The sequence below is a fragment of the Actinoallomurus sp. CA-150999 genome, from assembly GCF_050942425.1.
GTDB lineage: Bacteria > Actinomycetota > Actinomycetes > Streptosporangiales > Streptosporangiaceae > Actinoallomurus.
Map to the genome: position 1 here is coordinate 6,473,436 of NZ_CP192063.1, position 22,818 is coordinate 6,496,253.

General features: G+C 71.0%; 17 protein-coding genes. 9 read left to right on the forward strand and 8 right to left on the reverse strand.

The genetic code is table 11. From position 1 onward, the window contains the following. Positions 1 to 376 precede the first annotated feature (376 nt). The 3 genes from ACQP2O_RS30020 to ACQP2O_RS30030 all read right to left on the reverse strand — a co-directional run bounded on the left by ACQP2O_RS30020 (position 377) and on the right by ACQP2O_RS30030 (position 2,988). The gene (locus ACQP2O_RS30020) at positions 377 to 2,005 is read right to left on the reverse strand and encodes a beta-N-acetylhexosaminidase (RefSeq protein ID WP_433170828.1); all 1,629 of its coding nucleotides are present in this window, start codon (positions 2,003 to 2,005) and stop codon (positions 377 to 379) included. Between the two features lie 162 nt (positions 2,006 to 2,167). Then, the gene (locus tag ACQP2O_RS30025) at positions 2,168 to 2,650 is read right to left on the reverse strand and encodes a hypothetical protein (RefSeq protein ID WP_433170830.1); all 483 of its coding nucleotides are present in this window, start codon (positions 2,648 to 2,650) and stop codon (positions 2,168 to 2,170) included. Positions 2,651 to 2,856: 206 nt separating this feature from the next. Beyond that, on the reverse strand, positions 2,857 to 2,988 hold the full coding sequence (locus ACQP2O_RS30030; protein WP_433170832.1) for a hypothetical protein: 132 nt from the start codon (positions 2,986 to 2,988) through the stop codon (positions 2,857 to 2,859). A 263-nt stretch (positions 2,989 to 3,251) separates the two neighbouring features. Between ACQP2O_RS30030 and ACQP2O_RS30035 the strand changes: the two genes are divergently transcribed. Next, positions 3,252 to 5,252, forward strand: coding sequence for a zinc ribbon domain-containing protein (locus tag ACQP2O_RS30035; RefSeq protein WP_433170834.1), 2,001 nt, complete (start codon positions 3,252 to 3,254; stop codon positions 5,250 to 5,252). Here ACQP2O_RS30035 and ACQP2O_RS30040 read toward each other — a convergent pair. Next, a complete protein-coding gene (locus ACQP2O_RS30040; protein ID WP_433170836.1) occupies positions 5,234 to 6,061 on the reverse strand; it encodes a phosphotransferase family protein in 828 nt (275 codons plus the stop codon). The genes ACQP2O_RS30035 and ACQP2O_RS30040 overlap by 19 nt on opposite strands. Before the next feature lie 217 nt (positions 6,062 to 6,278). Here ACQP2O_RS30040 and ACQP2O_RS30045 point away from each other — a divergent pair, with 217 nt between their 5' ends. The 4 genes from ACQP2O_RS30045 (at position 6,279) to ACQP2O_RS30060 (ending at position 11,983) form a co-directional block, all read left to right on the forward strand. Continuing rightward, on the forward strand, positions 6,279 to 8,939 hold the full coding sequence (locus ACQP2O_RS30045; RefSeq protein WP_433170838.1) for a methyltransferase domain-containing protein: 2,661 nt from the start codon (positions 6,279 to 6,281) through the stop codon (positions 8,937 to 8,939). Next, positions 8,939 to 10,591 carry an ArnT family glycosyltransferase gene (locus ACQP2O_RS30050; protein ID WP_433170840.1) on the forward strand — a complete coding sequence of 551 codons (1,653 nt, stop codon included), beginning with the start codon at positions 8,939 to 8,941 and terminating at the stop codon, positions 10,589 to 10,591. Before ACQP2O_RS30045 ends, ACQP2O_RS30050 begins: the two co-directional genes overlap by 1 nt. Before the next feature lie 64 nt (positions 10,592 to 10,655). Then, a complete protein-coding gene (locus ACQP2O_RS30055; RefSeq protein ID WP_433170842.1) occupies positions 10,656 to 11,516 on the forward strand; it encodes a hypothetical protein in 861 nt (286 codons plus the stop codon). A gap of 164 nt (positions 11,517 to 11,680) precedes the next feature. Further along, complete coding sequence (locus ACQP2O_RS30060; protein WP_433170844.1) at positions 11,681 to 11,983, forward strand: DUF1905 domain-containing protein; 303 nt, start codon at positions 11,681 to 11,683, stop codon at positions 11,981 to 11,983. A 45-nt stretch (positions 11,984 to 12,028) separates the two neighbouring features. Here the strand turns inward: ACQP2O_RS30060 and ACQP2O_RS30065 are convergent, their stop codons facing one another. From ACQP2O_RS30065 to ACQP2O_RS30080, 4 genes are all read right to left on the reverse strand, one after another. Then, positions 12,029 to 12,970 (reverse strand): ornithine cyclodeaminase family protein, encoded by a 942-nt coding sequence (locus ACQP2O_RS30065; protein WP_433170846.1) that lies wholly within the window; start codon positions 12,968 to 12,970, stop codon positions 12,029 to 12,031. After that, positions 12,967 to 13,971, reverse strand: a complete 1,005-nt coding sequence (locus ACQP2O_RS30070) for a proline racemase family protein (protein WP_433170848.1) — start codon at positions 13,969 to 13,971, stop codon at positions 12,967 to 12,969. Before ACQP2O_RS30070 ends, ACQP2O_RS30065 begins: the two co-directional genes overlap by 4 nt. A gap of 152 nt (positions 13,972 to 14,123) precedes the next feature. Next, the gene (locus tag ACQP2O_RS30075) at positions 14,124 to 17,738 is read right to left on the reverse strand and encodes a protein kinase domain-containing protein (protein ID WP_433170850.1); all 3,615 of its coding nucleotides are present in this window, start codon (positions 17,736 to 17,738) and stop codon (positions 14,124 to 14,126) included. Between the two features lie 108 nt (positions 17,739 to 17,846). Continuing rightward, positions 17,847 to 19,109: a barstar family protein gene (locus ACQP2O_RS30080; protein WP_433170852.1), complete on the reverse strand. Its 1,263-nt coding sequence runs from the start codon at positions 19,107 to 19,109 to the stop codon at positions 17,847 to 17,849. 216 nt (positions 19,110 to 19,325) lie between these two features. On the opposite strand from ACQP2O_RS30080, the gene ACQP2O_RS30085 reads away from it, so the two are divergent. The 4 genes from ACQP2O_RS30085 (at position 19,326) to ACQP2O_RS30100 (ending at position 22,759) form a co-directional block, all read left to right on the forward strand. Further along, entirely contained in the window at positions 19,326 to 20,960 is a 1,635-nt protein-coding gene (locus tag ACQP2O_RS30085; protein ID WP_433170854.1) for a dienelactone hydrolase family protein, read from the forward strand. A 128-nt stretch (positions 20,961 to 21,088) separates the two neighbouring features. Then, positions 21,089 to 21,622: a GtrA family protein gene (locus ACQP2O_RS30090; protein ID WP_433170856.1), complete on the forward strand. Its 534-nt coding sequence runs from the start codon at positions 21,089 to 21,091 to the stop codon at positions 21,620 to 21,622. A 58-nt stretch (positions 21,623 to 21,680) separates the two neighbouring features. Continuing rightward, a complete protein-coding gene (locus ACQP2O_RS30095; RefSeq protein WP_433170858.1) occupies positions 21,681 to 22,244 on the forward strand; it encodes a GNAT family N-acetyltransferase in 564 nt (187 codons plus the stop codon). Then, a complete protein-coding gene (locus tag ACQP2O_RS30100) occupies positions 22,244 to 22,759 on the forward strand; it encodes an N-acetyltransferase family protein (protein ID WP_433191201.1) in 516 nt (171 codons plus the stop codon). The genes ACQP2O_RS30095 and ACQP2O_RS30100 overlap by 1 nt, the downstream gene beginning before the upstream one ends. Positions 22,760 to 22,818: the final 59 nt, after the last annotated feature.

The window sequence follows — 22,818 nt, forward strand, 5'->3', positions numbered from 1 at the left end:
GTCCGGTCCTGTCGGCCACCGTCGGCCCCTCCCCCGTTAATGGGGCGCTGGACGCCGGTGTCTCGTCACCCACGGCGTCCAGCGCCCTTATCACCGGCCCCGGATGCGCGAGAGACCGGTCTGTGGAGAGGCTGGATCTACTGGGGCGGATCGACGCGCCTCTCCATCTCTGGTTCCGGGGCGGCGGGCTGGGCGGTGCGATTCATTTGGGAAGATCCTCGTAGGATCGGCACACCCGCCTAATACCGGAACATTCCGAACTTAACGCCCCAGGTGAGCGCAGGGGAAGAAGTCTTTACTTGACGGAAAATCACAACGTCTGTCTGATTTCGGCCGTGAAAAGTGACCTCGCTGGACCGTCCGGATCCCGGGCCGTTCAGGACGTGGGCCAGGGCACCTGGGGCGAGGGGTAGTACGCGCGGCCGAGCACCGCCCATCGAGGCCCCTGGGCGGCCAGGCGCAGCCGGAAGTCGTTCCACGACCGCCCGTTCTGCGGCGTCCAGCCGATCTCGGCGATGGCGGGCAGGCGCGGCAGCGTCATGTAGTCGATGTCGTGGTCGCTGACGATGGTCTCCGTCCACAGGGGCGCCTCGACCCCGGCCACATCCTTGTCCGTGACGCCGTCGATGAGCGTTGCGGGGTCCCACCCGTACGCGTCGCGGACCTCGACGAGGCCGGCCCAGTCCTGACCGAGCGGGGTGCTCGCGGTGTACTTCATGTCGAGGTACGCGTGGTCGGCGGGCGACATGACGAGCCGGGCGCCCTGCCGTACGGCGGCGCGGGCGGTCGCGGTGCCCTCCTCCGAGCCCTTCGCCGGCTGCCAGTACTGCGCGATGGCGCCGCGCGGGACGGTGGCCGCCCCGATGTCGGCCCACCCGGCCAGCGTCTTGCCGTGCCGCCGCACGATCTCCTCGATCCGCCGCAGATACTCGGCGTAGTCCGCCGGCTTGGTGCTCATCGCCTCGTCGCCGCCGATGTGGAGGTACGGGCCGGGGGCGAGCTTCGCGAGCCGCCCGAGGACGTCGTCGAGGAACTCGTACGTCACCGGCTTGCCGATGCACAGCGAGCTGAAGCCGACGTCCGTGCCGGTGTACAGCGGCGGGGCGTGGCCGTCGCAGTTCAGTTCCGCGTACGAGGCGAGCGCGGCGTTGGTGTGGCCGGGACCGTCGATCTCGGGCACGACCGTCATGAAGCGCTCGGCGGCGTACCGGACGATCTCGGTGAAGTCGCGCTCGGTGTAGAAGCCGCCGGGGCCGCCCCCGACGGCGGTGCTGCCGCCGTACGACGTCAGCCGCGGCCGGCCGGGGATCGCGATGCGCCAGCCCTGGTCGTCGCTGAGGTGCAGGTGAAGCATGTTGACCTTGTAGAGCGCGGCCGTGTCGATGTAGCGCTCGACCTGGCGCACGGTGAAGAAGTGCCGGGCCACGTCGAGCATCGTGCCGCGCCAGGCGAAGCGCGGGGCGTCCTCGATCTCGACGCCGGGCGCGCTCCACGGCCCCGGCCGTACGGTGGCGGACTCGATCGCGGGCGGCAGCAACTGGCGCAGCGTCTGCACGCCGCGGAACAGCCCGGCCGGCGTCCCGGAGGACAGCCGCACCGAGTCGCGCCGCACGCTCAGCCGGTAGGCCTCGCCGCCTCCCGCGCCGGTGAGGGACAGCGCGATGGCGCCCGTGGCCCCGCCGGTACGCGCGATCGGCACCGGGTAGCCGGTGGAGCGGCGCAGGATCCCGGCGAGGTACGTCCCGGCGCGGTCCGCCCCGGGCGGTACGAGGATCCGCGTGCGCCGGGTGAGCGAGAACGACACGCCGGGGAGCGCGCGGAGGGACGCAGGCGCCGGGACGACCTGCGGCGCGGCGACGGCGCGACCTGCCGTGGGGGACGGTACGGCGACGGCGGGCGCGCCCGGCACGGCGGCCAGGACCACGGTCGCCGCCGAGGCCGTCAGGACCCTGGGGAGCCGGGGCCGACGCGGTGCATGCGGCGGCACGGTGAGAGCGGATGTCAAGGTCGACCTCCGGTGGGAATCGGCGGCCGGACGGGCCGCGGCCGGGCACGCCCGCTCCCGGCACAGGAGGCCGGGAACCCCGACGAGCATTAGTTAAGAAGCTTTCCTTATCGGAAGGCTAGGAAAGGCAGGCACTCCTCGTCAAGACCCCGGAGCAGGGACTCAGGCGGCCACGCGGGCTTCCACGCCGTCCTCCGCCGCCGCGACGGGCGACGAGGAGGCGTTCGCGCGGACCTGCTGCCAGGCCACGGCAAGCGGCGTCCCGACGACGAGACTCGCGGTGCCCGCGACGGTGACCGCGGACGCCGCGCCGACGTGGTCGGCGAGGGCGCCGCCGAGCAGGACCCCGATTCCCTGGACCGCGGTGATCGCCGAACCCGCGAGGCCGGCGGACTGGCCGCAGTATCGATCGGGCACGGCGCGCACGAACTCCGCCTGCGCGACCATCTGATAGGCGAGGGCCACACCGGACAGCCCCCAGAGCAGCCCCCAGAGCGCCACCGAGATGACGGGGCCCGGACGCAGGGCGCAGACGATGAGCGGAACACCCGCGAGCGCGGCGAGCGGCCCCATCGCCCTGGCCTGGGTCTCCTGGCGCAGCATCCGGCCGATCAGCAGCATGCCGATCACAGTTCCGGCGGGCATGGCGGCGAGCAAGAGCCCGACCAGCCGCGTCGACATTCCGATCTGGGCGCGTACGGGACGGCGATCCCATCGGGGACCACCAGAAAGCAGGCCAGCAGGGCGATCGCGAGCACAGACCGCAGCCGCGGCGAGCCGACGATCACCCGCAGTCCCTCCGCCGCGCCGATCGGCCGGCGCACGGACGCCTCGGCGGCCGCGGCGGGGCGTCACCGCACGCCCGCCCACACGATCAGGGCACAGCACAGGAACGTCGCCGCGTTGACCGCGAGTGTCGTGAGCGCGTACGTCAGCGCGGTGAGCCGACGAGGTCCGCGGCGCGCTCGGCCGGGATGGACCATGGACGCCACCCGAGGCCGCCGGCGTGCGATCCTCGGACCGCGTGCCGCGTGCGGCGACTCACTGGCTTACAGGTTGTCGTTGCGTCGAGAGTTGCGGTGGTTGTCCACGATGGCGGAAGCCGGGTGCACTCGATGGCGCTCCGGGAAGCGGTCGGCGCCCTGACGGGCTGACCTCGCTCGAATTTTCGAATCATCGGGCGGATCGCGTATGCGGATCGCTACTGTGCGTACATGTTTGGTCGCGCGTCATCCGGTCGGCTCGCATGAGCCGGAAACTTCCGTTGGCCGCCGGTCAGGTGGCCCGGACCGCGACCGGCCATGCGCTGCTGCGCGGCGGGGTGGATGAGCGGACTGGCGAGGTGTTGTCGGCGCGGGTGGTGGCCGAGCGGGTGGGCTGGTGCGCGGACCTGGTCGCTGGGATGATCGCCGGTCTGCTGGCCGGGCACTGGGACGCCGGTGATGTGGCGGGGCTGGCCAGTGGGGTGGACGGCGCGGGACGTGTCTTGCCGGCGAATGCGTGGATGGCGTTGCGTCGCTTGGGCTGGGGGGTGACCGTTCCCGATGGGGTTCGGGTCAATGACCGGGTCGTACGGATGGCTCAGGAACAGGCCGGGCGGATGCTGCGCGGTGCGCAGCACCGCGCCGAGCTGGTCGGCGGCCTCCTTAAAACCTGGCCCGCCGACCCGGACAAGCGCACCCCGGGCGAATGGGATGCGGTTCGTGAGGCGATCCCGGACGGCAGGGTCCTGCCCGGCAGTGTGATCAAAGCCCGCACCCGGCAAGTCACCGCCTTCCTCGCCAGGCATGGGCGGCCTCCGGTCGATGTTTTCGAACTCGAGGACCCGCCGAACGTGGCGCGGATGCTGGTGCTTGCTGCGGTGGACCGCCAGCAGGCCACCCTGGAACGCGCCGAGGACGATCCGGCCAGGGTGCTGTTGCGGCTGCAGTTGCCCATCCGCCCGGATCCGCGCTGCTACGCCGACTGGACCTGGGTGGCCTGCCCGATCACGTTGCCGCCCACCGTCCCGCCTGATGCGGTGCTGCATCTGCCCACGCTCCGCCCTGCCACCGGACCGGGCGGTGGCCGAGTGCACGCCGACCTGGCATTCTCCCACCCCGTCCCCAAAACCAAACCGAAGGGCCACACGACAGCGCTGGGCGTGGACTGGGGCCTGAACACCCTGCTCAGCGCGGGGCCGTGTCGTTTGCATCCCGACGGCCGTATCACGGCGCTGGGGTCCGGGGCGATGTTCCGGGCGAGTGGAGTGATGGCACGCCAGCACCGGCTGCGCCGCCACGGCGAACACCTGCATGCCAAGACCGGTACCTACGAACAGCTGATCGGTGGGAACCCCGACCACCCCCTGGTCGCCAAACACGCCGTAGTGACGGCCGAGCGCCGGCAGGTGGCCGATCGCCGGTCGGGCCTGAACGACGCACTCGCCTGGTCGGCCGCACGCTGGGTCGTGGATCAGGCGATCGCCGCGGGCGCGAGCGTGATCTATGTGGAGGATCTGCGGTCGATCCAGGCCAAGGGCATGGGCCGCACCCTCAACACCCGCCTGTCCCAGGCCGTACGCGGGCAGATCGTCGCCAACATGCGGCACCTGGCCGCCGAGACCGGCATCGCCGTCGTCACCGTCCCACCGAAGAACACCTCCAGGCACTGCCCGCAGTGTCTGCTGCCGCTGCGGCACTGCAGGGCTCCCGACCGGCCTGCCATCCCCGGGTGGAAGTGGGCGATCTGCCCCTCCCCTGATTGTGGCTGGCAGGGCGACCGGGACCACGGCGCGTGGCGACGTATCGCCGCCCGCGGCCTCACCCACCAGCACCACACCCTCGTCATCGATCGCGCTACCGGCCACATGGCCATCGGCCGCGTCGTCGACATGCTCGAAGCCGGCGCGGTCATCACCCCGACCGCGCCTTCTCCAGCCAGCGGGAGTGACCGGTCCAAGACCGGACCCACCCCCCGCCGAACCCCACGCCCCGCGCCCAGGCGACGCAGGGCACCCTCCACCCCCAGCCCCCAAAGGCCGACGGGTCAGCGTCCGGAGGGACACGCTCACACGGACCACAAGCCGCCCCGCGCGGCCTACCGGTACCAGGGCGTGCATACGATCAGCTCAACCGCCACTCGTCGACACCGGCCCAAAGGAGCGGCACTGGGCGCAGGCTTCCACCTAAACGCCCACGCCACCCCACCCCGGTGGACAGATCCCCCAGCCACAACACTCCGATGTGACTACGGATCCCATAGCTGATCAGAGACGCTCGCCAGGGCGATCGCCGTCCAGTGCTCGAAGCGGGAGTAACCGTCGGCGACGGCCTGCGTCTCCGGGACGGGCATGTCGAGGATCATGTCGGCGGCGTCCAGGAGGTCCCAGTAGGGGTGGCGGCCGTCGTGGCCGACCGTCGCCTGGTAGACGGCCAGGAAACGTTCGGCGACCTCGACGCCGTACTCGATGGCCAGGTTGATCCGCATCCGGGCCAGGTCGACGCCGTACGGTCCCCGGCATCCGGTGGTCCAGTCGACGATGCCGGTGAGCCGGTCCCCGGTCCACAGGGTCTGCCCCGGATGGAAGTCGCGGTGGATGAACCCGGTGGCGGTCTCGGGGGCGGGGCCGGAGATCACCTCGAAGGCCCGCTGCCACAGCTCGGGGCTGCCCGACCAGGCGGGCGGGCGCCGCTCGCCGTACACGGCGGGATCGTGATAGGGCGCGTAGGACCGCAGGCCCGGCTCGGGCGGCACCTCGTGGACCCGCGCGAGGGCCTGGGCCAGGGCGGCCAGGTAGGCGTCCATGTCCCACGGCGTGGCCGCCGGACGGCCCGGCACGCGCGTCACCAGCAGCGCGGGGACGTCGCAGATACGGCCGTACGGGTCGGCGGCGAGCAGGCGCGGGGCGGGGACCTCGGTGTCGTCGAGGAGTTCGAGGACTGCGGCCTCGTTGGCCGGGACGTACCAGGGGTCGGTCCGCAGCCGCGCCACGTCGTGGAAACGGCGGACCACCAGGCGGCGTACCGGATCGATCCCGGCGTCGATCGCGTGCAGGGTCGTCGAGCCTGCGCCCATCGAGCGGATCGAGGTGATCCTGCCGCCCACTACGTCACGGACCCACCCCAGGACCCTATCCGGCGGATGCGGAGATGCCATCTACCGCGGGGAGCCCATGTCTGCCACGGTGACCACCTTAATTCTCCGTCGATTACCCCGGCGTCGCCTACTCGACACCGTCCGTTCGCCGGACGCGGCTATCGTCTCTGCGCCACTCCCAACGACAAGAGGCTCAATGGCTAACTCCGATCGCATCTCCGAGGTCTACAAAGGCGAGATCTGGGCCGAAAGCACGCAGCGGGTCGCTCGTGATCGTATCCACTGGCTCGTCGACCAAGCCACCGGAGAGGTGCTCGACATCGGGTGCTCGCAGGGCATCGCCTCGCTCCTGTGCGCACGGCGTGGGCTGACAGCCCTGGGCGTGGACATCCAGGCCGACCGTGTCGAGTACGCGAACAAAGAGCGCGAAGCCGAGCCGGAGGACGTACGGGAGCGCCTGACTTATCGGCTCGCGGACGCGTCAGCCCTGGACGTGCCCGACGACTCGTTCGACACGGTCATCATGGGTGAGATCATCGAGCACTCCCCAGACGCCTCCCCGCTGCTGAAGGAGGCCGCGCGGGTGCTGCGCCCGGACGGGCTGCTCGCCCTGACGACGCCGTTCGGCCTCAGCAAGCACCACGACCACTACGCCACCTTCTACGTGGACTCCGTGGTGCGGCTGCTCGCCCCGTTCGTCTCGATCGAGAGCCTCGACATCGTCGACAAGTACCTTCGGGTGCGGGCGCGGCCGGGGGCGATGGCCGACCCGGACCGGCTCATCCTCGACTCCCAGCCGATGATGGAGCGCGCCTTCATCGCGATCCAGGAGTCGATGCACGACGAGAAGGAGCGGATGCGGCGCTACGACGTCGCGATCGCCCGCTATGAGCAGGTCAACGCCCGGATGAAGAACCTCGAGGCGCGGCTGGCCCACCAGGCGTACCGCACCGAGTACGTCACCTGGCAGCTGAAGTCGGCCAAGAGCCGCAAGTGGTGGCGGCTCGGCGAGGCACTGTGGAGCGCCAAGCGCCCCGCCGACGCGCTCAAGCTGCCGAAGAACGTGGCGAGCGCCATGAAGGCGCCACCGCGCCTGACCGAGCCGAAGCCGGTCACGACGACCGGCTCACCCGACCAGAGCGGGCACTACTCCGCGATCGCCATCCCCGAGGTCGTCGTCCCGGACGGGCCAGTCGCGCGCGACCTGAAGGTCGCGGTCATCCTCGACGTGTTCTCCGCGATGGCGTTCCGGTACGAGTGGCAGCAGATCAAGTTCGGCCCGGACGACTGGCGTGAGGTCCTCGAACGCGAGAAGCCGGCGATGCTGTTCGTCGAGTCCGCCTGGCACGGCAACGACGGTCGGTGGGCGACGATGATGAGCGCGGCCGGCGCGCCGAAGCAGCCCGTGCGCGACCTCGTCGCCTGGTGCCGCGCCCAGGGCATCCCGACGGCCTTCTGGAACAAGGAGGACCCGCCGAACTTCGACCGGTTCATCGAGACGGCCAAGCTGTTCGACCGGGTCTTCACCGTCGACGCCGACTGCATCCCGCGTTACGTCGAGGCGCTGGGCCACGACCGGGTCGCGCTGCTGCCGTTCGGCGCGCAGCCGCGCATCCACAACCCGGTCGCCGTGCCGGGCGGGCGCAAGTACGAGGTGGCGTTCGCCGGGACGTACCACTCCAAGAAGTACCCCGAGCGGGCCGCGCAGATGGACACGATCCTCGCCCCGGCCCGCGAGTTCGACCTGCACATCTACAGCCGCATCTCCGACGACCCGGACTTCCAGTTCCCGGCGGAGTACGCCGACCACATCGTCGGCTCGCTGCCGTACGAGCGGATGCTCGCCGCGTACAAGGCGTACAAGATCTTCCTGAACGTCAACTCGGTGACGAAGTCGCCGACGATGTGCGCGCGCCGCGTGTTCGAGCTGTCGGCCTGCGGCACGCCGGTGGTCTCCGGGCACTCCCGGGCCCTGGAGGAGGTCTTCGGCGACCTCGTGCACCTGTCCACGACCCCGGAGCAGACGACCGAGGCGCTCGTCGAGCTGATGAAGAGCGCGGACCTGCGCGACCAGATCGGGCACCTGGCCATGCGGGAGGTGTTCGCCAAGCACCTGTACGGGCACCGGGTCGACTCGGTCCTGTCGGCGGCGGGCGTGTCCACGCCCAGCCGGGAGCGCTCGATCTCGGTGATCCTGCCGACCAACCGGCCCGAGCAGATCGACCACGCCATCGAGCAGGTCGCCCGCCAGGTCCACCGGCCGCTGCAGCTCGTGCTCGTCACGCACGGCTTCTCCTCCGACCGGGCCGAGGCCAAGGCGCGCGCCGCCGGGCTGGAGAACGTCGTGGTCCTGTCCGCCGACGCGGGGCTGACGCTCGGCGCCGTGCTCAACCTCGGCATCGACGCGGCCGACGGCGCGTACCTCGCCAAGATGGACGACGACAACCTGTACGGCCCGCACTACCTGAGCGACCTGGCGTTCGCCTTCGACCACACGACGGCCGGGCTGATCGGGAAGGGCGCGCACTACTGCGAGATGCGCACCCACGGCGTGACCCTGCTGCGCTTCCCGCACCTGGAGCACACCGAGGCGGAGCTGATCCAGGGCGGCACGATCCTCGCCGACGGCGACGCGATGCGGAAGCTGCGGTTCTCCGACCTGCCCCGCGCCGTCGACAGCGACCTGCTGCGCCGCGCGCAGGCCGAGGGCGTCGGGATCTACTCCGCCGACCGGTTCAACTTCGTCTCCGTGCGCGGCGACCGCGAGGCGCACACCTGGAAGGTCAGCGACGAGGAGCTGATGCGGCACGGCCGCGTCGCGTTCCACGGGCCCGCCGAGGAGCACGTCATCTTCTGATGCTGGACACCGCCTCCCAACCGGACGTCGCGGCGTCGGCCCCGCGCCGACGCCGCGACGAGTTCCTGCTGCCCGCCGCGCTGCTGGTGGCCTACGCCGTGCTGCTGCTGTGGAACCTGTCGGTGCCGCAGCCGGTCGACCACAGCCGCTACATGGACGCCGCCCGATCCTTCCCGTCGCGGCCCGCGGACCCGATCTTCAACCACCAGTACCTGCGGATCGGGCTGACCGCGCCGACCGCCGTGGTGATGCGCTTCTTCGGGTACTCCGAAGTGACCTACCACGCCTTCCCGGTCGCGGCGGCGCTGCTGCTGTTCGCGTCCGTGTACGCGATCGGCCGCATGCTGTTCGGCCGCCTCGTCGGCGGGGTGTCGGCGGTGGTCCTGGCCTGTATCGGCATCGTGGTCGTGGCCGGCACCGAGCTGCTGCCGGACCTGCCCGCGACCGCCCTGTTCACCGCCGCCGTCGCCCTGGCCGTCGCGGTGCGGCATCGCCTGCTCGCCCGTCGTCGCCTCTGGCTCGTGGTCATCGGCGTGCTGATGGGGTGGAGCTACCTCGTCCGCGAGTTCATCGTGTTCGTCTGGCCGCTGGTCCCCGTCCTGCTGTGGCGGCGGATCGGCCGGTGGGACACGTTGTGGGCGTTCGTCCCGGTCGCGCTGACGGGCGTGGGCGAGACGGTGTTCAACGCCTGGCTGTACCACGACCCGCTGGCCCGCCTGCACGCCGGCTCCGGCCTCGGCGACCTGCCGTCCCGCCCGGAGGTCGCCAAGACCTTCCACAACCTGCCACTGTGGGTCTACCTGTGGCGGCTGCCGCAGCAGCTCGCGATCCTCCCCGAGGGGCCGGGTCTCCTCCTGCTCCTCGCCCTGACGCTCGGCGCCGGAGCGCTCTGCGCCGTCCGGCTCGTACGGGCGTGGACGCGGCGTGGCCACACTCCCAGCGAGCGGCCGGCCGACGGTGAACCTGCCGAGAGGGAGTCGGTTTCGACCGACGGCGGGCCGGTGGGCGGGCCGTACGTGCGGCGGGCCGGGGTGTTCGCGCTGTGGATCGCGATGCTGTGGGTGCCGCTCACCCTGCTCGGCGGCGTGCTCGACCCGGCGCATCCGAAGCTGCGCCTGCAGCTCCTGCGGTACTGGTATCCCCTGTTCCCCGCCTTCGTCCTCGGCGGCGTCGCGGTGCTGTGGCTGCTCGCCCGCGCGGTCCGGCTGCCGGAACGCGTCCGGTCGGCCGCGCCCGCGGTGGTCGTGTGCTGCGTCGGGCTGGCCGTGACCGGGCTGTCCGTGCTCGGTCTCCCGGGCAAACCCGGCTGGGCGGGCTCACCGCGCGTGTCGTCGGACGCGCTGCCGGAGTTCCGCGCCTGGCTGACCCGCTCGGGTGCCCGGACGGTGTGGACGGACACGAAGCTGTACCGGATCATCCCGATCTACTTCGTCAGCCCCACCGGCCACCGGGTGTGGCGCGGCCATCTCCGGCCGCTGACCGGTGCCGGGCAGCCCGCCGCGGGCGACTACGTGGTCGCGTACAGCGTCGGCAGCGACGCCTGTCCCCGCTGCGGCGACGCCGCGCGACTCGCGCTCCCCGGCATCCCGTCCACCTGGCACCAGGTGCTGACCAGCCACGACCACCTCCTCCACGTCTGGCAGGTCGGCTGAAGCGCTCATTGCCGGAAGTGGCCGCTGATCGCAAAAGATCGTCCGTCGTACGTAACCTCGGCCTGTGAACGGACGGTTGATCGACCGGTGGACGCAGCAGTGGGTGCGCTCGACCGGGCGGCGGGTCGATCTCCGAGCCGAACCCTGGCTCGACGGCCCTCGCGGTGACCGCGACCAGGTCGGCGACTCCTGGCTCGCACGGGAGGCCGCGCGGCACGACGGCCGGATGCTGAACGGCGAGGACGACGCAGGACTCCTGCGGTCGGTGACGTCGCTGGACGGGCCCGGCTTCGAGTCCGGTGAGCTCCTCCCCGAGGTACGGAGCTTCTACGAGCACACCGCCCGCTGGCGGCTCGAGCTCTGGTCGCAGTGGTCGCCTCTCGCGTGGCCGTTCGGCTGGCTGATCTCGGCGCTGTTCGCCCGGCGGCTCCAGCAGCTGAGCCTGCCGCTGCGGCCGCTGGACGTGGCCCACGGGATGAGCAGCGAGGTCACACCCGTGGTCGGTGCCGACGAGCGGCTGATCGGCACCTCCTGGCGACGACGGCTCCGGGCGAACGGCGCGACGGTGTTCAGCGGCTGGTACCAGCACGTCATCCTGCCCGGCCGGCGACGACCCAGCGTCCGGGTGGTGTTCCCGCTGCCCAACGGGCGACTGGTCGTGCTGTTGCGCCCCGAGGTCACGGCGGACGGCGGCCTGACCCTGATCTCGCCCGCCGGCCGCTGGGGCGACGACGGCGCCTACCTGGTCGTCGACCGAGGAGACGCCTCCCCCGTCCGGGCCCGGCGCATCCCCGTGCACGAGAGGTTCCACGTCTTCGTCGACACCGAAGGCATCCTGCGCACCGACCACACCCTGACCTTGTGGACCCTGACCGTCCTACGCCTCCACTACCGCCTCGACGAGACCAAGGCCGGACTCACCTGATCTCCTCACACGGGTGCTGGGCCGCCGTCGATCAACCGCATCATCTCCGGTCACGGCTCCCGGATGCGTTCGACCGGTGCTCGTCGTCGGCGGTACGTCGCGTTTGGTACGCGCACCACGGGCCGCGCCCAGGGACTGTCGGACCCCTGCGTCATGATGAACGGGTGGTGGTCGATTTCGACGCCGAGCTATGGATATGGGATGCCCGGCGCGCCGACACGTGGACCTTCGTGAGCCTGCCTATCGAGGCTTCCGAGGAGATCCGTGACCTGGCCGGCGGGGCCCGTCGCGGCTTCGGTTCGCTGCGGGTGCGGGTCACGGTCGGCAAGAGCACCTGGAAGACCTCGATCTTCCCGGACAGCGCGCGTGGCAGCTACGTGCTGCCCATCAAACGCGCCATCCGCACGGCCGAAGCCCTCGACGCAGGTGACATCACGGCCGTAACCGTCGAGCTCATCGACTTTTGACCACCGGCGGCAAACCGGCAACAGCGCGCGATCCGAACGGCAGGGTCAGCCGGCTCTGGACAGGACGGCCTCGGCGGTGACGAGGTCCTGCCAGGACATGCCGACGCTCTTGAACAGGAGCGGGCGGTCGGACGCCGGGCTGGTGTGCCCGGTGACGACGTCGCGCATCGGCACGAGTTCTTGCGTTTGCAAGGTGCCTTCGTGAAGCGCCAGGCAGACGTCGCCGGCCTCACGGAGTGCGGTGGCGACGTCTTCGACGACGACCGTGGCGCGGGCACACAGCGCGGCGGGGACCTCCCGGGCGTCTGGTTCGTGGGAGCCGACGGCGATGACGACGGCGGTGTCGAGGACCAGATCGGCGTCGAACAGGGGGGTACGGGCCGAGGTGGCGCATACGATGACGTCCGCTGCGCGTACCACGTCGTCCGCCTGCGGGCTGTTCAGGGCGACGACGTCCGCGCCGTCGGCGGGCTGGACCCGGGTGTCTCGGACGAGGTGAGTCACCGTCGCGAGCGACCGGTGCGGTGTCAGTGCTGCGGCCAGGGTCGCGACGTGCCCGTGCGCCTGAGGTCCGGCGCCGAATACCGCCAGTCGCAGGGGGCCGGATGCGGCCAGCAACCGCGGTCGAACGGCCGCCACGGACACCGCGGGCGTGCGAAGCGTGGTCAGCGCCGTGCCGTCGAGCACAGCGACCAGGTTGAGCGAGTCGGCGTCGAAGAGCAGGTAGGACGCCTGGATGCGCGGAAGGCCGCGGGCGGGATTGCCGGGTGCCACGGTCGCCACCTTGATCCCCACGTGTGCCCCCGAGCGAGAGCCTTCCGACGGCATGAGCAGGAACTGGCCCGCGCGTACGGGAACGGCGTGGCGGGGCAGGTCGGCGGCCGGGTCGAGTCCGGAGACGAGGGCGGCGGTGATCGCCTCGACGGCGTCGACGGGACTGCAGGCGGCGCGCACCGCGTCGGCGTCGAGGATCAGCGGGGCGTTCACCGGAGCACGAACCCGGGGAGCAGCGAATCGGCGGGGTCGACGACGAACGTGTGCTCACCGGTCCGGTAGGCCATGCCGGTGACCTGGGGGACGACGGCCGGGCGGCCGGCGGCAGTGGTGGTGGCCACGACGGTCCCGGTGAACAGGGACCCGACGATCGACTCGTGGCGCAAGGTCGGACCCGCCGGCGCCACGCGGCCCTGCTCGGCGAGGACGGCCAGCCGGGCGCAGGTGCCGGATCCGCACGGTGAGCGGTCGACCTCACCGTCGGCGAACACCGTCACGTTGCGCTGGTGCACCTGGCCGTCGACGGTGCCGACGTCCTCGTGAAGGATCGTGCCGTAGATCCCGCTGAGCCGGGGATCGCCGGGATGCACGGCGTGCTCGCTGTCGTCCAGCGCCCATTTGACCTCGCGGCCCAGGGTGATGAGGTCTCGGTAGTGTGACGGACTCACGGCCAGGCCGACGCTGGTGGCGTCGATGCCGGCGTAGATGGCCCCGCCATAGCTGACGGTGACGGCGACGTCGCCGCGGGATGTGCTCAGCACGATGTCGCGGGCGAGCACGTAGCTGGGCACGTTGATGAAGTCGACGGCCACGGTGCGCCCGTGGTCGCGGTGCACGCGCGCGGTGACCCGCCCCGACGGGACGTCGATGACGACGTCGACGGTGCCGTCCCGGGGAGCCTGCACCAGCCCGGTGTCCACCGCCCAGACGCCGAGGGTGATGGTGCCGTGCCCGCAGGCGGTGGAGAAACCGTCCTTGTGCCAGAACAGCACGCCCAGGTCGGCGCCCTCGTCGTCCGGAGGGACCAGGAATCCGCCGTACATGTCGGCGTGCCCGCGTGGCTCGAAGCACAGCAGTTCCCGTAGCCCTTGGGCGTCCGGGCTGTTCAGCGCGCGCATCCGCCGGTCCGCGACGGTGACCCCGGGCAGCGCCACCGGCGGGTCCGCCACGATCCGGAAGGGTTCCCCAGCGGTGTGGTAGTCGGTCGTCGACACGCCAGGCGGTATCACCGGACCATCATGGCGTATCCGCTGAGACGCGCAGACCCGGTAGGCCGAGCATGGCGAAGTGCTGCCGAAGCTCGTTGGTCGGTGCCGTGATCAGTCTTCGTGGTCGCGGGGCGGAAGCGCGAAGACTGGGGCGTGTGTCAGCAGGTTCGGCGGTAGGGCACGTCGGGGATGTATCTGTGCCATTCGGCTCGTGACAGTGGTCCGGTCTGGGGGCAGAGCTGCTGTTGCAGTCGTTGCGTTCCGATCATGTAGGTGTGGAGTCGGCCGAGGCTGTCGACGCTGTAGAGGGTGGAGCCGTCGGCGGAATAGGCCATGGCCGCGACGAATCCAGCGGGGAGCGGGATGCGCGGGTCGGGGCTGGCCGGGGGGACGTAGAAGCCGGTGAGCGGCGGCCCGAAGGGCTGCCTGCTCTCCAGGTCCCAGATCTGGACATTCCCGGCGTCGTCGGCGTCGGCGATCAGGCGGCCGTCGGGTGAGAACAGCGGTGAGCTCAGCTGGAAGGCCGTGCCGACGGTGATGTCGAACAGGTGCTGCCGGGTGGTGGTGTCCCACATCGTGAGCTTGTCGGGATAGTTCACCGAGGCGCCGACGCCGTCGGCCCTGAGGTCGTCGATTCTGATGGTGGAATCGCCCGGCCGGATCAGGCGGCGGCCGGTGGGAATCTGTATCCGGCCCTGGTCCGGGCCGGATAGGACGTACCGGCCGTCCGGGCTGACCAGTATCCGGTCCTGGCCGAAGAACCCCAGGCCGCCTTTGACCCCGGAGGATTCGGCCACGAGCCGTCCGGACCGCACGTCCCAGAACCGGAGCACCGACGCGACGGAAAAGGAATCGAGGGTGATGAGGGTCTTGCCGTCAGGGGTGAAGGCGGGGGGTCTGTCGGCGGGGCTGAAGGACGACGACGCCTTGATCGAGGCCTGCCTGGTGCCGGTACGGATGTTCCAGACCTCGATCTGGCCGGTGGAGCGCATGGCGGCCAGCAGCGTGCCGTCTCGGGAGAGTGTGTCGGCGAGTTCTTGGTCATGTTCTCGGGGCATGGTCAGGCTGGTGCGTCTGGTCCTGGTGGCGGTGTCCCAGATGTCCACGTGGTCGCCGGCCCGTACCGCGAGTGTCGAGCCGTCGCCGCTGAAGTTCAGCATGAGGGCATAGGCCCGGGTGGTGCCGAGCGGGATCGGGTCCAGGATCGTACGCAGGGAGATGACGTTGACGAACCCTTCGGCGTCCACGCAGCGCATCGACTTTTCGGCGAGGTCGATGCGCTGGTCCAGGCAACCGGGGTCGGTGTAACGGAACGCCGGGATGCCGCGCCTGTCGGCGGTGTCCCAGATCATGCTGTCGAGCAGGAGGTAGCGGCCGTCGCTGCTGAAGGCGGGCCGGCCGCCGCGCTGCTGGTCCTGCGGCACCGTGAGGTCCAGATCGGTCTTGCCGTCGCGCAGAATTCTCAGCCGGTTCCCGTCGAAGAGTGCCAGGCGTCGGCCGTCGGGGCTGTAGGCGGCGTCCTGGTAGGCCCGGTCGAGGCCGGTCGACCGCACCCTCTGCCCGGTGCGCAGGTCCCACAGGTCCATGCGACGGCCGGTGACGGTGAGCAGCTGCCGCTCGTCGGGTGTGAACGTGACCGCTGCGATGGCGGCCGGGGAGGTCTCGGCAGCCGGGATCCGCAGGACGGCTGCGCCGGTTCGGGTGTCCCAGGCCGCCGGCCCGGCGTTGGAGGGGGTGTAGAGGTAGCGGCCGGTGCGGCTGATGCCGATGTACGGGCTGTCCGACAGCGGGATGGCGGCGCCGGTCGGCTGCCCGGAGGTGACGTCCCAGGTCCGTACGGTCCCTCCGTGACTGGGGAGAACCCCGTCCCATTGGGCCAGCGCCGCCGTCCTGCCGTCCGCTGACAGACTCACCTGCTGAACGGCCGGGCCGGGAACGGTGATGGCGCGCCGTATCGTGCGGATGTCGGTGTCGGTCACCAGGAGCCGGTGGTCTTTGGCGAAGATGATCGTGCGGCCGGTGGCGTCGACTGAATAGTGCCAGTCGCCGCTGGTGTCCCGGCGGTATATGCCGGTGACGCCGTCGGGGCGGTACCGGCTCTGTTCCCACTGCTGGTACACCGTCTCCAGGGCGTTGCGGGTGTCGAAGGCGCCGGGATTGAGGCCGGCAGCGGCCAGGGCGAGGCGGCGGGCGGTGACCGGGTCGCTGCGGCGCATGGTCATGGCGAGAGCGGCGACCTGGGTGGCGACGGCGTGGTCGCGCTGCCGGGTGACCGTCCGGTTACGCGCGGCCAGAGTCTGGCGTTGCGCGAAGACGACGGTGCCGGCGCCGGTCACGGCCACGAGCAGGATCGCCAAGATGACGCTGAGCAGCGTACGGTTGCGGCGGCGGCGCTTGTTCGCGGCCACTGAGGCGTCGAGATAGGCCCGCTCCACGGTGTTGAGGGTCGTGTGCCGCGGCCTGGACACCACCCAGGCGATCGCCTGGTCGAGCCGGGTGCCCTGAAGCAGGTCACCCGCTTTCTTGCCGTTGTCGGCCCACGAGCGCGCCGCGTCGGCCAGGTCGTGGTGGGAGTTCAGCGCGGCGCCGTCATCGGCGGTCCAGGCGCGCAACCGTGGCCAGGCGCGCACCAGCGCCGGAGTGGCCAGCGCGGACCGGTTCTCGTCGCGGACCACCAGGCCGCCCCGCCGCAGCGCCTCCAGCAGCGTTTCCAGGGCCGCCTCGTCGATGTCGCCGTCCAGGAACTCCGCGTCAGGGACCTTGCGGAGAGTGTGCCGCGCGTCCGACGCCACTGAGATCATCCGTAGCAGAACCCGGGGCACCAGCACGCGATGCTCGTCAGGCAGATCCCGGTAGAGCTGCTCAGCGCGCTCGCCCAGCGCAGGCCATCCGGCATCGATCACCGTATGGTCCGGATCGTCGGCCCGCCGCAGGCCGACGGCCAGCACCTGCTCCAGCGGCTGGTCATCTTCCGAGGCGGGCAGGCCGATCAGTCCGGCGAGCAGCGTGGCGGCGGTGGGCCGGGTGGCGGGGTCGTGGGAGAGGGCGGCGCCGACCAGTGGCCGCAGCCGGGCCGGCAGGCCGTCGAGTAAGGGGCGGTGTGTGCGGACCTGACGTTCGATGTCGCCGAACTCCCCGCCGTCGAACGGAGGAGTCCCCGTCGCGGCGTACAGCACGATCGCGGCCCATGCCCACACGTCGACGGCCGCGGTGACCGGCCTGAGATCGAAGGACTCGGGTGCCATCCAGCGAGGCGTGCCCTTGACATGGAGTTCGCTCAGCGACATGTCCGCGGTTCGGGCGATCCCGAAGTCGATGACGCGTGGCCCGTCCGGGCCGATGATCACGTTCTCTGGTTTCAGGTCGCGGTGGATGACACCGGCCTGGTGGATCGAGGCCAGGGCGGTGGCGATTCCGATGGCCAGGCGGATCAAAGCCTGCGGATCGTAGGCCCCATGTCCGTCGACCTGGCTGCGCAGGGTCGGCCCCGGGATGTACTCGCTGACCACGAACGGTGGGGTGTGGTCGAGGTCAGCGCCGATGATCCGTGCCGTGCAGAACGGCTCCAGCCGACGCAGCACCGCCACCTCGCGATGCATCTGATGGCGCGCCTCATCCGACAGGACGTCCACCCGCAACGCTTTGACCGCCACGCGGTGACCGGCGCCGTCATACCCCTCGTAGACCACGCCCTGCGCTCCGGCGGCGATCCGCCGGGCCAGCCAGTAGTCCCCGAGCTGAGGCGGATCCCCCGCAAGCAACGGCTCCGCCATGGGCATCGCTCCTCTGACGACGTGTCACCCCAATCCAAAAGAACACTAACGGCCATCTGGCCCTGCGGGAAGAGACGGCCCCAGGACGCAAGGGGTGAGGTGAGGCGCTCAGCGCAGGTCGACCTCGACGCCGTGTTCGGCGAACATCTGCAGGAGATGGTCGAGCGTGACCGCCGGCGCGTACCGATGCCGGTCGTAGCCGGCGACGAGGTGTTCACCGGCCACCGCCGAGTCGTGCCAGACCAGTCGGAACGGCGTCCGAGCACTCCACCTCCCCCTAAGGCAGTCATCGAGGGCGTCCAGGTTCCAACCGAAGTAGCCACCCGGGCCGTTGATCGCCTCTCCGATGGCGCAGTAGAAGCCCTCGAGGTCGGTGACGAAGCGGCCGTCGAGGTTGAACACGGTCCCCGCCGGCCGGTCCGGGGAATCGGAGCGATGATGGGCCAGTGCCACGCCGGCCCACTCGTGCCGCAGCGTCCGGTCATAGCCGACCCACAGGTTGCGCTCGGTCGGTCGACCGGTGGACCACAGGTCCAGAATGCCGCGGGTCCCCGCCGGGAACGGTTCACGTGCGTCGCTGGCGATGGTGACGTCGAGGAGGCCGACGCCGAGTGCGGACGGCACGCTCGACACGAGCGTCCCGGACACGATGCCATTGACCAGCCGAACCACCGAACCGTCGGCGGCGACGGCTCCCACCTGCGCGGACACCCGGCGGCGGCGCAGGCCGGCCTTCGTCGACTGCTGTACTGCGGCGATCGCGGCCGACAGCGACGGCTCGGGCCGGCAGCCGACCAGGATGACGTGCGGCACCGGCGGCTCGCTCGGCTCCCGGAAGACGCCGGTGACGTCGACGCAGACACCGCACCGCGTGTCGTCCCGACCGCTCAGCACGAATCCGGTGACGTCATCAGGACGATCGACGCCGTCCGTGCGGTCGTACACACCGACCAGCCCTTCCAACGCGATGTCGACACATCCCGGCGAGGTCTCTGACGGCCGGTGGTCCAGCACGGTCACATCGAGCAGCTCCTCGCCGATCCAGCCGCGCCGCGTCGCCGGGTCATCTGGCCTCGCCGATACCCAAAGGTTGCCCAGCCACGCTCCCTCGGGACTCGCGGGCATGCTGTCGAGGATCGAGGCGAGCGCGCCGTCCGGCATACAGCCGAGGAGGGTGAAGCGTTCCCGCGGCCGGGGCGGCAGATCCATGAACAGCCCGTCGATGTCGGCACACAACGCCAATGCCTCGTCGTCGGGAAACTGCGGCGTGCCGGTGTGTCCAACGAGCAGCCAACGCGGCGAAACCCGCCGATTCCATCTCCACCGCCGCTGCCACGGCTCGTCACCCCGGACCGGGCGGTCGGTCGTCACCTCCCAACCGTACGGGAGAACGTCCCGTAATCCGCTCCGGTGAGGCCTTCGTTGCTCACCGAGAACCTGGCTCCGGCAGACTCGAACCTCCCGGCCCGGCCGAGGCGTCATAAAGCGACGAATACAGGTTCCGCGTCCTCCGACGAGTCGGCTCATGGGCAACGGTGCCTCCAGGCGCCTGGACAGTGGGGGCGCTCGATCGGCAGAGGACGGACTTTGGACACCAAGGAAGACGTGGGGCCGCGCCGGCAGGCGGCCGAAACGGGCCGCGCGCGAGCGGAACGACCGGTTCTCACGCCGCTCCGCGTCGTGGCGTTGCTGGTCTCCCTGGTGTCCGCGACGGTCGGGGTCGTGGGCCTGGCCACGGCGGACCGGGGCATCGAGCGGAGCTCCGCCGTGGTGGCCGGAGTGCCGGTCGAGGTCGTCCGGCCCGCGGGAACGACGGGCCGGCTCCCCGGTGTGGTGGTCGCGCACGGGCTCGCCGCGAGCAGGCAGCTCATGCGGGGCCTCGCGGACACCCTCACACACCGCGGGTACGCGGTGGAGCTGGTCGACCTCGCCGGCGGCGGGGCGAACACCGAACGGCTGCCCGACGCCGGAGACGGCCCGGCCGCCGACGCGCGGCTCGCCCGCGACCTGGACGTCGCCGTCGGGCATCTGCGGGCCATGCCCTGGGTGGACGGCTCGCGGATCGGCCTCCTCGGTCACTCGATGGGCGCCGCCGCGGTCGTACGGTATGCCACCGCGCATCCGGACATCCACGCGACCGTGGCCGTCTCCCAGGGGCTGATGTCGCCGACCGGCCCCGCGTCGCGCCCCCGGGACCTGCTCCTGCTCGCCGGCGGCCTGGAGTTCCCGGGGTACCGCGAGGGCGCCGTCGACATGCTGCGGGCCGCCTATCCGCAGGGGCGCGCCGGACTCACGTACGGCGATCCGCGGGCCGGGACCGCCCGCCGGGCGGTGCTCGTCGGCGGTGTCGAACACGTCAGCGTGCTCTTCAGCCCACGCACCCACCGTGAGGTCGCGGACTGGTTCGACGCGTCCTTCGGCCACTCCGCGACCGGCGGCCACGGGGTGGGCATCCGGCCCGTGCAGCGCGCCGGATCGGCGATGCTGCTGCATCTGGCGGCCGTGCTGAGCTTCGGCACGATCGCCTCCGTTCTCCTGGGGCGGCCCGCCGGGCCGGGCCGCGACCGCCGCCGGCTCCCACTCCCCCTCGCGCTCGGTGTCCCGGCGGTCGCCGTCCTGACGGCCGTGGCGGCGATGGCGGTGATCCCCCGGCACCTGCTGCCGCTCGCCGTGGCCGGTCCGCTCGCCGGGTTCTTCGGCGTCATCGGCGTCGTGACACTGGCCGTCGCCCTGTTCGTCAGGCGCGCCGACGCCGGAGACAGCGGCGGTGAACGCGGTGGGCGCTCGTGGCCGGTGACCGCCGGGGCGGCCGTCGCGCTGGTCCTGCTGACGGTGGTCTCCTTCGCCGTCCCGGCGCAGCTGGGCTGGGCGCACGCCGTTCCCGTCGGCCCGCGGCCCTGGGCCCTCGTCGCGGTCGCGGCGTGCGCCGCCGCGTTCTTCGGCGGCGTCGAGGCGCTGTGCGCCGGGTACGACCGGCTCGCGGCGACGATGATCCACGCCTGGACCGCCGCGGGCGCGCTGGCCGGCCTGGGCGTGGCCGGCCTCCTGGGCATCGCCCCGGCGCTCGTCCTGCTGGTGGCGCCGCTCCTCGCCGCGTTGCTGGTCTGGCAGGGCGTCCAGGCCGCCGCCCTGCGTACGCTCCGGGCACCGGTATGGCTGACCGCCATCGTCGGCGGCGTGCTGCTGGCCTGGCCCATCGCCGTCACCATGCCGATCGGCTGACCGCCGTCCCCAAGGGTTGCGGTGGACTACGCCCTGCGGCGGACCCGAAATCGTTCTCGGAGTTGAGGTGCGGCTGACCCGCGGGCCTCTAGCGTGTCTAGAGCCACTACGTTCGGGGAGTTCTGTTGGTGAGTCTTCGCGATGACACGGCCGTTGCCGCCCCTCAGGACCAGCGGTCCAAGGCGGCCGATCACGCCGTCACCGGTGCGGACCAGGGGCGCTTCCAGGCGTTCATGGCCGTCATCGTGCGCAGGTTGCCCTTCGGCCTGTCCCGCGTCGTCGCGGCCAGCTTCCTGGGCTATGCGCTCATCAACGGGCTGACGTTCACGATCGACCTCGGACTGCTGACGGTGTTCCGTAGTGGCTTCGACTGGCCGTTGCCGGCGGCCATCACCACGGCCTATCTGCTGGCGTTCGGGCTGAGCTTCCTGTTGAACCGCAGCCTCAATTTCCGTTCGCACGCCCCGGCCGGGCCGCAGGTCGTCTTGTATCTGGTGGCCATCGGGATCAACTACGTCGCGTTCATTTTCGGCGTCGGCGCCGGCCTCGCCTGGCTGGGCCTGGAGTACCACCTGGCCCGGATCATCGCAGGCCTGTGCGAGGCGGTCTACATGTACAGCGTCATGCGCTGGGTCGTGTTCCGAGACGTCGCTCGGCACTGACCGGACGATGGCGGTCGTGGCCGCGAGCACGCGGTCTCGGAGGCGCGATAATCGAGGAATGTCGATCTTCCTGGAGACCAACCGCTTGACGCTGCGCCGTTTCACCGAAGGCGACGAGGACAACCTGGTCGAGCTCGACAGTGACCCGGAGGTCATGCGCTTCCTCACCGGTGGCAGGCCGACTCCTCGCGAGGAGATCCGTGACCGGATCCCGCGGCTTCTCGACTACTACGAGCGGTTCGAGGGTTTCGGGTTCTGGGTGGCGCAGGAGAAGGCCACCGAGCGGTTTCTGGGCTGGTTCCACTTCCGGCCGAACATGAGCGAACCACGTGACGGCGAGATCGAGCTCGGCTATCGGCTGCGCAGGTCCGCCTGGGGCAAGGGTTACGCCACCGAGGGGTCGCGTGCGCTGATCCGCAAGGGTTTCACCGAGTTGGGGGTGGAACGGGTGGTCGCAGAGACGATGACGGTCAATCTCGGCTCCCGGCGCGTGATGGAGAAGGCCGGTCTGACACACGTACGCACCTTCCAGCGCGACGACCTGGACGCGATCGAGGGCTTCGAGCACGGGGTGGTCGAGTACGCGCTGACCAAAGCCGACTGGAAAGGTGAGCCGGCGTGATGGGGAACGGTGCGCGATCGGACGAAGCGGTGCCCGGGAGCACGTCGGCGCGTACGGCCGGGTGGGCGCTGCGTTCCGCGGTCGCGGCGGACGTCGAGGTGATCGCGGAGTTGCGGGCCACGGTCATGCGCGCGGATCTGGAACGCCTTGGGCGCTACGACGAGCACCGGGTACGGCAGCGGCTGCGGGACTCCTTCTCCCCGCGGTACACGTCGATCATCATGCTCGACCGCGAGTTCGCGGGATGTGTCACGGTCCGTCCCGCCGACGGCAGGCAGTGGCTGGAGCACTTCTATCTCGCTCCGCGCCATCAGGGGCGAGGGCTGGGATCCGACGTCCTGCGTGCGCTGCTGGAGCGGACGGATGCGCAGGGCGTGACGGTGGCCTTGAACGTCTTGCAGGGCAGTGCCGCCCGTCGGCTCTATGAGCGCCACGGATTCGTCGTGGAGGCCCAGGACCCGATCGACGTCTTCATGGTGCGCCGGCCGGGGGCGAGCACCGCCGCGACGGCCTGACCCGCGACCGCGCGCTTCCTCGTCGGATGCGCCCGTCACCGGCCGGCCTCTTGGCCGGC